This window comes from Actinomadura sp. NPDC000929, from assembly GCF_040492065.1.
Lineage (GTDB): Bacteria > Actinomycetota > Actinomycetes > Streptosporangiales > Streptosporangiaceae > Spirillospora > Spirillospora verrucosospora.
The window spans coordinates 1-14,914 of record NZ_JBEUPA010000060.1 but is presented as its reverse complement, the minus strand read 5'-3'; the positions used below and the strand labels follow the sequence as shown (position 1 = coordinate 14,914).

The window sequence follows — 14,914 nt, the reverse complement described above, 5'->3', positions numbered from 1 at the left end:
CGGATCAATGTTCCAGTACCGGATCAGTGTTCGGAAGGGTGGTTCGTGGGCCACATCGATGTGACCGACCTGAGTTATGCGCTGCCCGATGGACGGCCCTTGCTGCGCGAGGTCTCTTTCCGCGTTGGGCAGGGCGCCAAGGCGGCCCTGGTCGGACCGAACGGCGGCGGCAAGACGACGTTGCTCAGGCTCATCGCCGGGGAGCTGGCCCCTTCCGCGGGGAAGGTCGCATGCACGGGCGGCCTCGGCGTGATGCGCCAGTTCACTCCGGAGGACCGCACCGTCCACCGGCTCCTGCTGTCGGTGGCGCCGCCGCGGATCAGAGCGGCGGCCGACGCGCTCGCACGCGCCGAAGCCGCGCTGAGCGGCGCCGCGGAGAGTCAGATGGCCTACGCCCAGGCCATCAGCGACTTCGCCGACGCCGGCGGCTACGACCTGGAGGTCGTCTGGGACGCCTGCACGACCCTGGCGCTCGGCCTGCCGTACGAGGACGTCCGCGACCGGCCCGCGGGGAGCCTGTCCGGCGGCGAGCAGAAGCGGCTCATGCTGGAGGCGCTTCTGCGCGGGCCCGACGAGGTCGTGCTGCTCGACGAGCCCGACAACTACCTGGACATCCCCGGCAAGCAGTGGCTGGAGGAGCGGCTGCGGGCCAGCACCAAGACCGTGCTGCTGGTCTCCCACGACCGCCGGCTGCTCGCCGGGGCCGCCGACCGGATCATCACCGTCGAGTCCGGCACGGTCTGGGTGCACGGCGGCGGCTTCGCCACCTACCCGGCCGCGCGCCGGGACCGCGCCGCCCGCATGGACGAACTGCGCCGCCGCTGGGACGAGGAGCACGCGCGCCTGCGCCGCCTGGTCCACACGCTGCGCCAGCGTGCCGCCGCCAACGACGCCGTCGCCTCGTCCTACCAGGCGGCCCGCAGCCGCCTGGCCCGTTTCGAGGCGGCGGGGCCGCCGGAGCCGCCGCCGCGCGAGCAGAACATCCGGGTCCGCCTGCGCGGCGGACGCACCGGGAAGCGCGCCGTGATCTGCGAAGGGCTCGCCGTCGCCGACCTGACCGAGCCGTTCGACCTGGAGGTCTGGTACGGCGAACGCATCGCGGTCCTCGGCGCGAACGGGTCGGGCAAGTCACGGTTCCTCAAGCTGCTCGCCGCCCCGTCCTCGGTCCCCCACCAGGGCACGGTGCGCCTGGGCGCCCGCGTCGCTCCCGGCCACTTCGTCCAGACCCACGCCCGCCCCGACCTGCGCGACCGCCACCCTGACGAGATCATCACGACCGACTTCGGGACGACCCTCAACGACGCCATGCGCGCACTGGCCCGTTACGAACTCGCGCCCGCGCGGCACCAGCCCTTCCAGACCCTGTCCGGCGGGCAGCAGGCGCGGCTGCAGATCCTGCTGCTCGAACTGTCCGGCTGCACCCTTCTCCTGCTGGACGAACCGACCGACAACCTCGACCTCGCCAGCGCCCAGGCCCTCCAAGACGGCCTGAACGCCTACCAGGGGACCGTCCTGGCCGTGACGCACGACCGCTGGTTCGCCGAGGACTTCGACCGCTACCTGGTCTTCGATCCGGACGGCACCGTCCACCACCGTTCCGCCCCGACATGGCCTGCGGAGAACCGGCCGCTCCCCCGCAACCGCCCGTAGGAGCACCGCCGGGGCGTTCAGGGCCGGGCGAGTTCGCGGTAGTCGCGCAAGGTGATGTTCTCGGCGGCCTTGCGGGCGATCTTGGCGGGCATGTTCCTTCCCGGCAGGTACGGCATGACCTTGTAGTACCGGTTGAGGAGCGTGGCCAGGGCCCGGCTTCCGGGGACCATGAGCTTGGCGACGCCGTCGCCCATCTTCTGGCAGCCCACCGCGTACTCGCGCATCTCCTCCTCGTACCGGCCGAACGCCACGTGGTGGTCGCCGTGGGCCGCGGCCAGTTCGCCCGCCAGCACGTACGCGCCGACCAGAGCGAGTCCCGACCCCATGCCGGACAGGGAGGAGGGGCAGTAGGCGGCGTCGCCGAGCAGCGCGACCCGGCCGCGCGACCAGGTGTCCATGTGCACCTGGCCGACCGAGTCGAAGTAGAAGTCGGGCGCGTACCGCATGTCGTGCAGCAGCCGGTCGCTCTGCCAGCCGTTGCCGGTGAAGGCCTCGGCGAGGACGGCCTGCTGGCTCGCCACGTCGCCGCGGTCCAGGTCCAGCTGCGGCGAGGCGAAGTAGAAGACGGCCTTGGCCTCGGTGTTGTGGCGGGCGCTGTACATCGCGACGAGCTTGCCCGCGGTGCGGTAGGCGTGCCCGGTGTGGTCGAGGCCGAGATGGTTGGCCGTGGTGAAGATCGCGCAGTTGACGCCGAGGTGCTTCACGAACCGCTCCTCCGGCCCGAACGTCAGGCGGCGGGTGGTGGAGTGCAGCCCGTCCGCGCCGATCACCAGGTCGAACCGGCGCGGCGCGCCCCGCTCGAAGGTCGCCGTCACGCCGTGGGGGTCCTCGGTGAGCGAGGTGATGGAGTCGCCGAAGACGTACTCGGTGTGCTCCCTGGTCGCGTCGTACAGGATCCTGGCCAGGTCGCCCCGGAGGATCTCGACGTCTCCGGCGAACAGGTCGGCGGGGAGCTTGGCCTGCTGCCTGCCCGCGCTGTTGACGTACGACATGGAGCCCATGCCGGTGCGGGCGCGCTCGATGTCGGCCAGGATGCCCATGCGGCGCAGGACCGTCAGGTGGGCCTCGCCGCGGAAGTCGACGGCGTAGCCGCCGTCGCGGAGGGCGGGGGCGCGTTCCACGATGGTGGCCTGGAAGCCGTGCCGGTGGAGCCAGTAGGCGAGCGCGGGGCCGGCGACGGAGGCACCGGAGATCAATACCTTGAGGTTCGTCATGCCCCGGAGCCTCCAAGGGAGCGCTCACCGCGGGCTCACCGTGCGCTCACCGCGCTCAGGGCGGCGTCCACGACGTCCTCGGACAGCCCCAGCATCCGCAGCACCTCCCGCGCGGGCGCCCCCATCCCGTCCGCGGCCGCGGCGGCCTCCCGGTAGCGCCTGCGTGCCTCGGCGTCATGGCCACGGGCTTCGGCGACGCGCCCCAGTCCGATGAGCGTTCGCAGCCGGGGACCGAGGCTTTTGATCCAGTGCGGGTCGATCAGTTCGAGCGCCTCCGCGTACAGCCGTTCGGCCTCGGCCAGGCCGCCCTCCTGCAAGGCGATGTCGCCGAGGCCGCGCAGGGCCGCCGCCAGGTAGGTGGAGCCGCCGGTGCGGCGGGCGAGCTCGGCGGCCTGCGCGTAGTCGGCGCGGGCCGCGGCCGCGTCCTCGGCGGCGAGGTGGTCGCCCCGGTTGACCAGCAGGTCGGCGCTGTCCTCCAGGGCGCCGAGCCGTTCGGTGAGGACGAGCGCCTCGTCGGTCAACGCGACCGCCCGCCCGCGGTCGCCGCGGGCGCCCGCCGCTCCGGCGAGCGTGTCCAGGGCCAGGGCGATGCCCCATCGGTCACCGAGGGAACGGAACCCCCGCAGGGCCTCACCGAAGGCGTCCTCGGCCCTCGCGGCGTCCCCCTCGCCGAGGTGCCCGAACCCTGAAACGTAGTGGGCGGCTGCCCGAGCCCACGGCTCGCCGCAGTCGCGCTGGGACGAGACGAGCGCGAAAGCGCCCTCCGGATCGGGTCCCATCGCGTTCCGCATCATCCACAGCAGCAGGACGACCGGGTAGCGGCCCGGCCGGTCGCCGGGCCACGCGGCCGCGAGCGCCTTCGCGGCCGACGCGCGATGGCGCTGCCATATCCGCTGCCCCGCGTCGCCCGAGGCCGGCGCCGACGCGGCGAGCAGCGCGCACGCCGCGTACTCCTCGCCGAGCCCGGCGGGGATCGCCTCGCCCGTCCGTGCGAGCAGCGCGGTCGCCTGCGGCGCGGCCGACGCGGACGCGCCTCGGATCCACAGGTAGTTGAACGCCGAGGCGAGCAGCTCGAAGGCCGTTTCCACCTCCGGCTCCTCGACCGCCCAGTGCAGCGCGGCCACGAGGTCGCCATGCTCGGCGGCGAGGACGGGCAGCCACTCCAGCTGCTCGGCCCGCCGCAGATGCGGGTCGGCCGTCCGCACCAGCTCCAGGAGGCGCCGGGCGTGGTCGCGCCGGACGGACGTGCGTTCGCCCGCCGCGTCGAGCAGTTCGGCGCCGTACGCGCGGATCGTCTCCAGCATCCGGTAGCGGCCGCCGGCGAACTCCAGCAGCGACTTGTCGACCAGCGACTCCAGCGTCTCACCGTCGGTGCCGCACACCCGCAGCGCGGACTCGGCGGTCGCGCCCCCGGCGAAGACCGTGAACCGCCGCGCCGCCCGCTGCTCGGGCTCGGACAGCAGGTCCCAGCTCCACGCGACCACCGCGCGCAGCGTGCGGTGCCGCTCGTCGGCCGTGCGGTTGCCGCGGGCGGCGACGCCGAGCAGGTCGTCCAGGCGTCCCGCGAGGTCGTCGATGTCGAGGGTGCGCGACCGCGCCGCCGCGAGCTCGATGGCCAGCGGCAGGTTGTCGAGCGCCGCGCAGATCCGCCGCAGGAGCTCGGGGGCGGCGGTGAAGCCCCGCCGCACGGCGGCGGCCCGCTCGGTGAACAGCCGGACGGCCGAGTCGGCGTCGAGCGGGCGCACCTGGAAGAGGTGCTCGCCGATGATGCCGAGCGGCTCCCGGCTCGTCGCCAGCACGCGCAGCCGCGGGCACGTCGCCAGCAGCCGCGCCGCCAGCCTCGCGACCTCGTCGACGACGTGCTCGCAGTTGTCCAGGACGAGCAGCAGCACCCGGTCCGACAGCGCCGCGATCAGGCGGTCGACCGGCGTCCTCGCGCCGCCGTCCATCTGGAGACCGCTCTCGCGCAGGCCGAGGGCGCCCAGCAGCGCCTGCGGCAGCCCGGCTCCGTCGCGCAGCGGCGCCAGTTCCACGAAGCACACCTCGCCGGCCGCGCCCTCCGCCGTCGCGGCGCCCGCGACCTCGACCGCGAGCCGGGTCTTGCCGACGCCGCCGGGGCCTGTCAGGGTGACCAGCCGGGCCACGCGGAGCAGCCCGGCGACGTCGCTCACCTCGCCGTCCCGGCCCACGACGTTCGTCAGCTGGGCGGGCGGCGCGGCGGGCGCGGGCGCCGGATCGGCACTGAGCAGTTCCCGGTGCAGCCCGGTCAGCTCGGCCGACGGGTCGGCGCCCAGCTCGTCGGCCAGACGCCGGCGTGTCTCCTCGAACGCCACGAGCGCCTCGGCCTGCCGGCCCGCGGCGAACAGCGCCCGCATCAGCAGCCCGGCCAGCCGTTCCCGGAGCGGATGGCGGCCGACCAGTTCGCGCAGCTCGGGGACGGCCGTCCCGTGCTCACCGAGCCGGAGCGCGGCCTCGATGCGGTCTTCGAGCGCATCGAGCCGGCGCTCTTCCAGCCGTGCGGCGGCGGCCCGGGCCGTCTCGCCGTCGGGCAGGTCGGCGAGCGCCGGTCCCCGCCACAGCTCCAGGGCCTCGCGCAGCAGGGCGGCCGCCCGCCCGGCGTCGCCGCCGGCCAGCGCCGCCCGGCCCTCCGCGGCCAGCCGCTCGAACCGGGAGGCGTCCACGTCGTCCGGGTCGACCGCGATCCGGTATCCCGCTCCGGCCCGTTCGATCACGGCTCCGGCGCCCAGAGCCGCGCGGAGCCGTGACACCTGGGACTGCAGGGAGTGCGCCGACAGCGCCCCGACGGGGTCGATCTCGTCGGCGAGCCGGTCCGAGGAGACGACCTCTCCGGGACGCAGCAGGAGCAGGGCCAGCAGCGCCCGGCGGGCCGGACCGCCCAGCGGGACCTCGCCGCCGTCGCCGTGCCAGGCCCTGGTCTCGCCGAGGATTCCGAACCGCATGCCGGCGATTATTCACCGGCACGCGATCACGGAGCGATCGGGCCGAGGAACGTCCCGCCCGAGACGTCGACGGTCTGGCCGGTCACCCACCGGCCCTGCGGGCCCGCCAGGAATCCGACGACGTCGGCGACGTCCTCGGGCTCGCCCAGCCGCCCCAGCGCGGTGATGGACTCCAGCCCGGCGACCACTTCGGGGATGGAGGTGTAGCCCGCGGTCATGTCGGTGCGCACCGCGCCGGGCGCGACGGTGTTCACCGTGATGCCGCGGCGGCCGAGCTCGTTGGCCAGCGACGGCGCCATCGACTCCAGCGCCGCCTTGCTGATCGTGTAGCCGATCTGGGTGGAGACCGCGAACCGGCTGGCCGTCGAGCCCATGTTGATGATGCGGCCGCCGTCGTTGAGCAGCGCCATCGCGCGCTGGACCACGAAGAACGGGACGGCGACGTTGATCTCCAGCAGCCGGCCGAGCTCCGCCGCGGTGACCTGCGAGATCGGGGTGGTCGAGCTGATGCCCGCGTTGTTGACCAGGATGTCCAGCCCGGCCCCTTCCCTCCCGGCCCGCGCCAGCCCCGCGGCCAGCTCCTCGAACAGCCGGTCCACCGCGCCGTCCTCGCCGAACCGCGCCCGGATCGCGAACGCGCGGCCTCCCGCCTCCTCGATCCGCGCGACGGTCGTCCCGGCCGCCTCCTCGTCGCCGCCGTAGTGGACGGCGACCAGCGCGCCTTCGGCCGCCAGCCGCAGCGCGACCGCACGGCCGATCCCCCGCGAGCCGCCCGTCACCAGTGCCGTCTTGCCGGTCAGAACGTTCATCGTCGCTCCCTGTTCAGCGGCCGGTCCGCGGCGGATCCGGCGATGGACCAACCGTCGCGAAGGGGACTCACCGGATGCTCACCGCGAGCTCACCGGCGCGCGTCGACGCCGGTCGGAGGCGTCACCGCGGAGGCGACGGCCCAGGAATCCCGAGGACCTCCCGCGAGCGCCGGACGGCTAAATCGCTTGCCTGCCGACAGTGCGCATGGCGATGCTCTGCCGAACCGGTAGGGAAGGAAGCCGCGAAATGGCCGTCACCGCGTCCAGCAAGCCCTCGGGGTCCGAGCCGGAAGTCCGCACGGCGGCAGGCGTTCTGCGCGGCAGGCGGGAGGCGGGCCTGGCGGTCTTCCGCGGCGTCCCGTTCGCCGAGCCGCCGGTCGGCGACCTCCGCTTCGCCGCCCCTCGGCCGGTGCGCGGGTGGGACGGGGTGCGCCCGGCGGCGGCGTTCGGCCCGCCGCCCCCGCAGTCCGGCATGCTCGGGGCGTCCCAGGACGCCGCCGGCGACGACTGGCTGACGGTCAACGTCTGGACACCGGAGCCGGACGCCGCGGCGAGGCTCCCGGTGATGGTCTGGATCCCCGGCGGCGGTTACGTCATGGGCGACTCCGGCCTCCCGGAGTACGACGCCGGGCACCTGGCCGGAAGCGGCGCCGTGGTCGTGTCCCTCGGTTACCGCGTCGGTGTCGAGGGTTTCGCGCAGATCGACGGAGCCCCGGCAAACCGGGGGCTGCTCGACCAGGTCGCGGCGTTGCAGTGGGTGCGGGACAACATCCGGGTGTTCGGCGGCGACCCGGACCGGGTCACGGTCTTCGGGCAGTCGGCGGGCGGCGGATCGGTCGCCGCGCTGCTGGCCATGCCGCGCGCCGTTGGGCTTTTCCGCCGGGCGGTCGCGCAGAGCGTGCCGGGCACGTTCTTCTCCCCCGAACTGGCCGCCGACATCGCCGCCGCCTGCGCCGCCGAACTGGGCCTGAGTCCCACGGTGTCCGACCTGTCGGCGGTGGCCCCGGCACGGCTGCCCGCCGCGGGCGACGCGGTCTCCGCGAAGATGGCCCGGTGGCGGGAGCGGTGGGGACCGATCACCCACCGGCCGATCCCGTTCGCGCCGGTCGTCGACGGCGACGTCCTGCCGGACACGCCGTGGCGGGCACTGGCCGGCGGCGCCGCCCGCGATGTCGCGCTCCTCGTCGGGCACACCCGTGACGAGCACCGGCTGTTCAGCCTGATCGACGGCGTGCTCGGCCAGGTCACGCGCGAGCAGGCCGAGACCGCCCTCCGCCTGCTCGCCCCCGGCCAGGACGGCGCACGCGGGTACCGCGAGGCCTACCCGTCCGCGACCGACGAGGAGCTTTACGAGCTGGTCAACGCGGACTGGCTGTTCCGCATGCCGAGCCTCCACCTCGCCGTCGCGCAGACCGCCGGCGGCGGGCGGTCCCACCTCTACGAGCTGACCTGGCCCGCGCCGGGAGCCGGCGGCGGCCTCGGCGCCTGCCACGGCCTGGACGTGCCGCTCGTCTTCGGCAACCTGACCAGCGGACAACCCGCCATGCTGATCGGCGAACCGCCCTCCCCCGCGGCGGAGGAGCTGTCCGCGCGGATCCGGCGAGCGTGGACGGGGTTCGCCGCCCACGGCGACCCGGGCTGGCCCGCCTACGACGCCCGGCGCCGCCTCGCCCAGATCTTCGACACCCCGTCGACGGTCAGCGCCTACCCCGAGGAGGCCTCGCGGCGGTTGTGGCAGGACCACGCCTTCCCGGCGCTGCCCCTGCTCGCGCGGTAGCGTCCCTCGGCTGCCGGGGTTGACCTTGACATTGACGTCAACGGATACCGTCCCACACCGAGATCAGGGACCTGGCCCTGGTCGCAGTGGAAAAGACGGGGACGACGTGAAATTCGCGATCAGCTACAGCACGCCCTTCTTCGGGGTGGATCCCGACCGGATCACCGCCTACGCCCGGCACGCCGAGGAGTGCGGCTTCGAGGCGCTCTACGTGCCCGAGCACATCGCCCTCTACCCCGGCGCGCAGGTGGGCGCGACGGCCCTCCCTCCGACGCTGCCCTACGGCGACCCGCTGGACTGCCTGAACTTCGTGGCGGCCGCGACCGAGCGGATCCTCCTCGGCACGGGCGTCCTGCTGCTGCCGTACCACCATCCGGTGACGCTCGCCAAGCGCCTGGCGACGATCGACCAGCTGTCCAGGGGCCGGATGCGGCTGCTGACCGTGGGGCTCGGCTCGCTGCCCGGCGAGGCGCGGGCGGTCGGGGTCGACTTCCGCACCCGCGGCCGGCGCGCCGACGAGGCCATCCAGGTGCTGCGGCTGCTGTGGGCCGGGGACGGCGACGGGGTCGGTTTCGACGGGGAGTTCTTCTCCTTCGAGAACCTGTGCAGCTTCCCCAAGCCCTTCGGCGGCGCCGGTCTGCCGATCCATGTCGGCGGTTCGAGCCCGGCGGCCGCCCGCCGCGCCGGACGCCACGGGGACGGCTTCTTCCCCGGCGGTTCGCTCACCCCGGACCAGCGGGCCGCCCAGCTGGACATCGCCCGGTCGGCCGCGAGCGAAGCGGGCCGCGATCCGGCGGCCCTGGAGTACACGCGCTGGGGATCGATGGACATGTCCGAGGAACGGGTCGAGGAGTTCGCCCGGCACGGCGTGACCCGCATCGTCGTCAGCGCCACCGCGCCCGAGCCGGAGCAGCAGCGCGAGCAGATGTCCGCCTTCGCCCGGCGCTTCGGCCTCTCCCCCGGCGACGGTGCCACGCCGAACACGCGCTGAGGACACCCGCGCGGGCGGTTGCTGGATCGAGACCCGAATGCAGGCCGACGCCCGAAGTGGGCCAAGATCCTGACACGGAAGCGGACCTTATCGTCGTCCCGTACCCGCCGTAGCGTCGCGCTCGTGATCATTGCTGAGGTGCTGGGACGGTGGTCCGGCGGGGCGCGCCGCACGCCGCGCCGCACGGTCTGGCTGCTGGCCGTCGTCTACGGCCTCACCATCGCCAACCTGTACTACTGCCAGCCGCTGCTTCCGCAGATGGCGCGCTCGTACGCGGCCTCCTCCGTCGGGTACCTGCCCACCGTCGGGCAGGTGGGCTACGCGCTGGCGCTGGTGCTGGTCGTGCCGCTCGGCGACATCGTCCGCAGGCGCCCGCTGGTCTGCCTGCTGCTTCTCGCCGAGACGGCGGCGCTGGCGGCGACCGCGACGGCGCCCACGGCCGGGGTAGTCCTCCTCGCGGGGACGGTGATCGGCCTCGCGAGCGCGGGCGTGGTGAACATCCTGGTGCCCTACGCGGCCACCGTCGCCGCCGACCACGAACGCGGCCGGGCGGTCGCGACGATGCTCAGCGGCGGACTGGCGGGCATCCTGCTCTCGCGCACGGTCGCCGGTCTGACCGCCGAGGTCTTCGGCTGGCGCGCGCTCTACCTGGCCGCCGCGGCGGGCACGCTGCTGCTCACCGCCGCGCTCGCGCGCGTCATGCCGCCGTCCGCCGCGGAGGTTCCGATCGGCTATGCCGCGCAACTGCGGGCTACCCTCCGCCTGGCGACGAGCGAGCCGATGCTGAGACGCCGGTCGCTGATCGGCGCCTGCGTCTTCGGAGCCTTCGGGGTCTTCTGGACGACCGTGGCGTTCATGCTGGCGGGGCCGCCGTACCGGTTCGGCGAAGCGGAGATCGGTCTGTTCACGCTGGTCGGGGTCGCGGGCGCGTTCGCGGCGAAGGTCGCGGGCCGGGCCGCGGACCGGGGCCGGCAGCGCGCGTCCACCGGCGTGCTCCTCGTCGCGGGCGCGGTCTCGTTCGGCGCGACGGCGGCCGGGAGCCACGGCCTGGCATGGCTCATCGCGGGGCTCCTGGTGCTGGACGTCGCGGTCCACGGCACCCATCTGCTGAACATGAGCGTGGTCTACGGCCTCGTCGACGGGGCGCGGTCGCGGGTCGCCTCGGTGTACATGACCTTCTACACCCTCGGTGGCGTGGCGGGCTCCGCCGCGGGCGCGGTCGCCTACCACTCCGGCGGCTGGGGCGCGGTCTCGGCGACCGGCGCGGCGTTCATGGCCGCCGGGCTCGCCGCCTGGGCGGGCGAAGCCCGTGAAGGTCGCGTGGGCGAAGCCCGTGAAGGTCGCGTGCCCGGCCGGGCCTCGGCGGCGCCGAGGCCCGGATTGTTCAGGGGCGGGGGTCCGCGGGGCCGACGAGGCCGTGGAGGAGCAGGCCGGTGAGGGTGTCGACGACGGGGCCCGCCGGCTGGCGCCCCCCACCAAGCACGACGCCCCGTCCCCAACGTGAACGCACGAGATCCCTGCTGCTCCCGCCTCAGGCAGCGTCTGGGGTGCCGAACCAGTCGGACAACGCTTGGCGCAGCGCAGGCGCCGCAGTACCGGCGGGTTCGTCGACGGCCGCGACCCAGGCGACGTGGGCGTCCGGGCGGATCAGGAGGACGTCGGCCGGGCGGTCACCGGCCTTGGCGGTGCGGACGTCGACGCGGTCCTCCCAGCCGCGGGCCGCCTCGCGCAGGTCCGACCGGTCGGCGAGGTCGAGCAGGACGGGCCGTGCGGAGCGCATGAGTTCGGCGACGCTGGTGATGCCCTGGTCGGTGTGCAGGGTGAGGTCGGGCGCGAAAGCACCGGCCAGCGGGTGAGGGGCGGCGCCGGGCATCGGGTAGCGGATGTCGGCGCCGGACAGGAGCGCCCCCATGCGGCGCAGCGGCTGCTCGTCGGTCAGCAGTTCCTGGAAGAGCTCGCGCAGCGCCTCGGCGGCGGGATCGTGCGCGCGCCGCAGCGCCACCTGGGCGCGGGTGTGCAGCAGGGTGCGTGCGCCGGCGAGGTGGCGTTCGCGGTGGTAGGTGTCCAGCAGGCCGGACGGCGCCCGGCCGTGGACGGCGGCGGCGAGCTTCCAGGCGAGGTTGACCGCGTCCAGCATGCCCGCGTTGATCGCGACGCCGGTGGCGGGGAACAGGTGCGCCGCGTCACCGGCCAGAAGGATCCGCCCGTGGCGGTAGCGCTCGGCCTGCCGCGCCTGGAAGGTGAACCGCGACAGCCGGTGCGCCTCTCCGACGGGCAGGTCCGCGCCGAGCACGCGGCGGAGGCTGGCCTGGAGCTCGGCCACGGTCATCGGCGCGTCGTCGTCGTACTCGGTGGCCTCGTCCTCGTTGGTGTAGAGGGAGACGATCCTGGAGTCCGGGGACGAACCGAGCCCGAACATGCCGCGGTCGGTCTGGGTGAACCCCGGACGGATCGTGCCGAACCCGGGAACGTCGAGGCCGCCGTCGCCCAGCACGGTCACCGTGTCGGGCAAGGTGACCTGGGCCAGCCGGTTGACCTCCGGATAGGTCGTGCCGGGGAAGCCGATCCCGGCCAGGTCGCGGACGCGGCTGCGCGCACCGTCGCACCCCACCAGGTAGCGGGCGCTCACCTGGTAGGTCCCGTCCGGGCCGCGCACCTCCGCCGTCACCTCGGCGTCGTCCTGGCTCACCCCGGTCACCGGGTGCCCGCGGCGGACCTCGGCGCCGAGCTCTTCCACGCGCTCGTCGAGCAGCCGCTCCAGCAGCTGCTGCGGCAGCGGCAGGGCGTGCATCGGAGGGTCCGACAGGCGGGTGAAGTCCAGGTGCACTCCGCCGAACGGGAACCGGGGCGCCGGAACAGGGTCGGTGCAGGCCTCTTCGAAGCGTTCCAGCAGCCCCCGGTAGCGCAGCAGCTCCAGGATCTGCCCGCCCAGTCCCCCGGCCTTCGGGGTGTCGCGGCGCTGCGGCCGGCGCTCCAGGACCAGCGGCCTCACCCCCGCCGATCGCAGCTCGCAGGCCAGCATCAGGCCGGTCGGACCGGCGCCCACGATGATCACATCGGCGTCCATGCGCTCTCCCTCGATTGAACGGCATCGCGCCGCGCCTGCGGCACGAGCCGGGTCGTGTCCTGATCGCGGCCGTGAGACGGTCCGCGTTGAAGCCGGGCAGGCGGATCGCCTAACCCAGGCGCGAGAAGGTCCTCCGGGGCGGGTCCGCCGGGAGGCGTCCAGGAACGGGGGCCGCTACGTCTGGGATGGCGCGTCCTGCCGTTCGCTGATCGCGGTCGTGCCCGCAGCGCCCCCGGCGTGGGAGCGGCGGAAGGTGCGGCGGTAGGTGTCGGGCGGGACGCCGACCGTGCGGTTGAAGTGGCGGCGCAGCGTCGTTGCGGTGCCCATGCCGGTGGCGGCCGCGATCGCCTCGACGCTGTCGTCGGTGGTCTCCAGCAGTTCCTGCGCGCGGCGGATCCGCTGGGTCAGCAGCCACTGCAGCGGGGTGGTACCGGTCACCGACCTGAACCGGCGGCCGAGGTTGCGCGAACTCATGGCGGCCCGCCGGGCCAGGTCCTCCACGGTCAGCGGGTGCTCCAGCCGTTCGATCGCCCACGGGAACAGCTCCGCGAGCGGGTGGTCCTCCTGCGCGGGCACCGGGGAGGGCACGAACTGGGCCTGGCCGCCGGCCCGGTGCGGCGGCACGACCAGGCGGCGCGCGACCGCGTTCGCGACCGCGGAGCCGCAGTCGAGACGGACCAGGTGCAGGCACAGGTCCATCGCGGCGGCCTTGCCGGCCGAGGTGAGAACGCTGCCGTTGTCCACGTAGAGGACGTCCGGATCGACCTCCACGCGGGGATAGCGCGCGGCCAGCGCCTCGGTGTGCGCCCAGTGCGTGGTCGCGCGGCGCCCGTCGAGCAGTCCCGCGGCGGCCAGCACGAACGCGCCGGTGCAGAGCGAGGCCACGCGCGCGCCCGCCCGGTGGGCGGCGCGCACCGCGTCGACGAGGTCGCCGGGCGGATCCACGTCGACGTCGGCCCACCCTGGGACGATCACCGTGTCGGCGGTCGGCAGCCGGTCGAACCCGTGGTCGGGCTCCAGCCGGAAGCCGCCGGCCCGCACGGTCCCCGTTCCGCAGCCGAGGAGGCGGTACCAGGGCCCGGCCACATCGGCCGGCGCGCTGCCGAACACCTCGTAGGCCACCGACAGCTCGAAGTGCAGCATCCCGTCGGTGACCGCGACCGCGACCGTCGTCATGTCCGGAATTGTACGAGGCATGGCGTTCCAGACGCTCGTGCGGGACGGCCGCCGCCGCCATGATCGATCCACTGGTCGGACCGAGGGCAACGGGAGAGATGATGACGGGATCGGGTCAGGCGGTCGCGGTGTTCGGCGCGTACGGGCACACCGGGCGGTTCGTGGTGGCGGAGCTGCGGGACCGCGGGTACGTCCCGCTGGCGTCCGGCCGCGACGCCGGGAGGCTTCGAGCACTGGCGGAGTCCTTTCCGGGGCTGGACGTCCGGCCCGCGTCGGCCGACGACCCGGCGTCGCTGGACCGCGCGCTGGCCGGCGCCGCCGCGGTGATCAACTGCGCGGGGCCCTTCGCCGCGACGGCCGCCCCGGTGATCGAGGCGGCGCTGCGCGCCGGCGTCCCCTACGTGGACGTGGCGGCCGAGATCGAGGCCAACGCCGACACGCTCGCGCACTTCGCCCGGACCGCCCGCGACGCGGGAGCCACCGTCGTCCCCGCGATGGCCTTCTTCGGCGGGCTCGCCGACCTGCTGGCCACCGCGGCGATGGGCGACTGGACCGCCGCCGACGAGGTGCACGTCGCCTACGGGCTGAGCAGCTGGCACCCCACCGCGGGCACGCGCGCCTCGGGCACGGTCTCCCACGAGCGGCGCGACGGGCGGCGGGTCCGCTACACCGGCGGGAAGCTGGAGTACCACCAGGACGCGCTCCCCTCGTTGAAGTGGACGTTCCCCGAGCCGATGGGCGTCCGGTCCGTGCTCGGGGAGTTCAGCATGGCCGACGTCGTCACGATCCCCAGCCACCTGGCGGTGCCCGAGGTGCGCTCGTACATGACCGTCGAGGCGGCCGAGGACCTGTCGGCCCCCGGCACGCCGGCGCCGGCCGCGGCCGACGAGCGCGGACGCTCCGACCAGACGTTCCTGGTCGACGTCGTCGTGCGCTCCGGCGGCGAGGAGCGGCGCGCCACGGCCAGCGGCCGGGACATCTACGCCGTCAGTGCGCCGCTGGCGGTGGAGGCGGTCGACCGCATCCTCGGCGGCCGCACCAGGGCGACCGGCGCCGCCTCCGCCGGGGAGGTCTTCGACGCCGCCGACCTCCTGCGCGCGCTGTCCGCGCACCTGTCGGTCGACCTGCGCCGATGACCGTCCCCGGGGCCGCCGCCTCTCAGATCTCGTCGACGTTCATCGCGCCCTCGTTCGGACGGCGGGAGAGGTCGATGCCGAGCTCCTCCGCGGCGCGGAAGACGTCCTCGTCGGTGTCGCGCATCTCGATGGAC

10 protein-coding genes are annotated in these 14,914 nt (G+C 74.5%); 5 read left to right on the top strand and 5 right to left on the bottom strand.

All coding sequences use genetic code 11. The features are described from left to right. The first annotated feature begins 45 nt into the window (after nt 1–45). Nucleotides 46–1,650 carry an ABC-F family ATP-binding cassette domain-containing protein gene (locus tag ABWI04_RS21465; RefSeq protein WP_353833543.1) on the top strand — a complete coding sequence of 535 codons (1,605 nt, stop codon included), beginning with the start codon at nt 46–48 and terminating at the stop codon, nt 1,648–1,650. A 17-nt stretch (nt 1,651–1,667) separates the two neighbouring features. On the opposite strand, the gene ABWI04_RS21460 is transcribed toward ABWI04_RS21465, so the two are convergent. Genes ABWI04_RS21460 through ABWI04_RS21450 form a run of 3 tightly spaced genes read right to left on the bottom strand, consistent with a single transcriptional unit; the run spans nt 1,668 to nt 6,633 of the window. Further along, a complete protein-coding gene (locus ABWI04_RS21460) occupies nt 1,668–2,864 on the bottom strand; it encodes an FAD-dependent monooxygenase (RefSeq protein ID WP_345181951.1) in 1,197 nt (398 codons plus the stop codon). A 35-nt stretch (nt 2,865–2,899) separates the two neighbouring features. Next, nucleotides 2,900–5,824 carry an ATP-binding protein gene (locus ABWI04_RS21455; RefSeq protein ID WP_353833542.1) on the bottom strand — a complete coding sequence of 975 codons (2,925 nt, stop codon included), beginning with the start codon at nt 5,822–5,824 and terminating at the stop codon, nt 2,900–2,902. Between the two features lie 26 nt (nt 5,825–5,850). Next, complete coding sequence (locus ABWI04_RS21450; RefSeq protein ID WP_345181958.1) at nt 5,851–6,633, bottom strand: SDR family NAD(P)-dependent oxidoreductase; 783 nt, start codon at nt 6,631–6,633, stop codon at nt 5,851–5,853. Between the two features lie 247 nt (nt 6,634–6,880). Between ABWI04_RS21450 and ABWI04_RS21445 the strand changes: the two genes are divergently transcribed. The 3 genes from ABWI04_RS21445 to ABWI04_RS21435 all read left to right on the top strand — a co-directional run bounded on the left by ABWI04_RS21445 (nt 6,881) and on the right by ABWI04_RS21435 (nt 10,838). Then, a complete protein-coding gene (locus tag ABWI04_RS21445) occupies nt 6,881–8,410 on the top strand; it encodes a carboxylesterase/lipase family protein (protein ID WP_353833541.1) in 1,530 nt (509 codons plus the stop codon). A gap of 106 nt (nt 8,411–8,516) precedes the next feature. After that, a complete protein-coding gene (locus ABWI04_RS21440; RefSeq protein ID WP_345181963.1) occupies nt 8,517–9,401 on the top strand; it encodes an LLM class F420-dependent oxidoreductase in 885 nt (294 codons plus the stop codon). A 123-nt stretch (nt 9,402–9,524) separates the two neighbouring features. Next, entirely contained in the window at nt 9,525–10,838 is a 1,314-nt protein-coding gene (locus tag ABWI04_RS21435; RefSeq protein WP_353833540.1) for an MFS transporter, read from the top strand. 94 nt (nt 10,839–10,932) lie between these two features. Here ABWI04_RS21435 and ABWI04_RS21430 read toward each other — a convergent pair whose 3' ends face one another. Beyond that, nucleotides 10,933–12,468, bottom strand: coding sequence for an FAD-dependent monooxygenase (locus ABWI04_RS21430; RefSeq protein ID WP_353833539.1), 1,536 nt, complete (start codon nt 12,466–12,468; stop codon nt 10,933–10,935). 174 nt (nt 12,469–12,642) lie between these two features. Continuing rightward, complete coding sequence (locus ABWI04_RS21425; RefSeq protein ID WP_353833538.1) at nt 12,643–13,644, bottom strand: helix-turn-helix domain-containing protein; 1,002 nt, start codon at nt 13,642–13,644, stop codon at nt 12,643–12,645. 98 nt (nt 13,645–13,742) lie between these two features. Between ABWI04_RS21425 and ABWI04_RS21420 the strand changes: the two genes are divergently transcribed. After that, complete coding sequence (locus ABWI04_RS21420) at nt 13,743–14,780, top strand: saccharopine dehydrogenase family protein (RefSeq protein ID WP_353833537.1); 1,038 nt, start codon at nt 13,743–13,745, stop codon at nt 14,778–14,780. Nucleotides 14,781–14,914 lie beyond the last annotated feature (134 nt).

Excerpts from the sequence above, each read along its gene's own strand:
- ABWI04_RS21420 (WP_353833537.1), top strand. The coding sequence starts at position 13,743 with ATGATGACGGGATCGGGTCAGGCGGTCGCGGTGTTCGGCGCGTACGGG.
- ABWI04_RS21450 (WP_345181958.1), bottom strand. The coding sequence starts at position 6,633 with ATGAACGTTCTGACCGGCAAGACGGCACTGGTGACGGGCGGCTCGCGG.
- ABWI04_RS21455 (WP_353833542.1), bottom strand. The coding sequence starts at position 5,824 with ATGCGGTTCGGAATCCTCGGCGAGACCAGGGCCTGGCACGGCGACGGC.
- ABWI04_RS21430 (WP_353833539.1), bottom strand. The coding sequence starts at position 12,468 with ATGGACGCCGATGTGATCATCGTGGGCGCCGGTCCGACCGGCCTGATG.
- ABWI04_RS21460 (WP_345181951.1), bottom strand. The coding sequence starts at position 2,864 with ATGACGAACCTCAAGGTATTGATCTCCGGTGCCTCCGTCGCCGGCCCC.
- ABWI04_RS21445 (WP_353833541.1), top strand. The coding sequence starts at position 6,881 with ATGGCCGTCACCGCGTCCAGCAAGCCCTCGGGGTCCGAGCCGGAAGTC.
- ABWI04_RS21425 (WP_353833538.1), bottom strand. The coding sequence starts at position 13,644 with ATGACGACGGTCGCGGTCGCGGTCACCGACGGGATGCTGCACTTCGAG.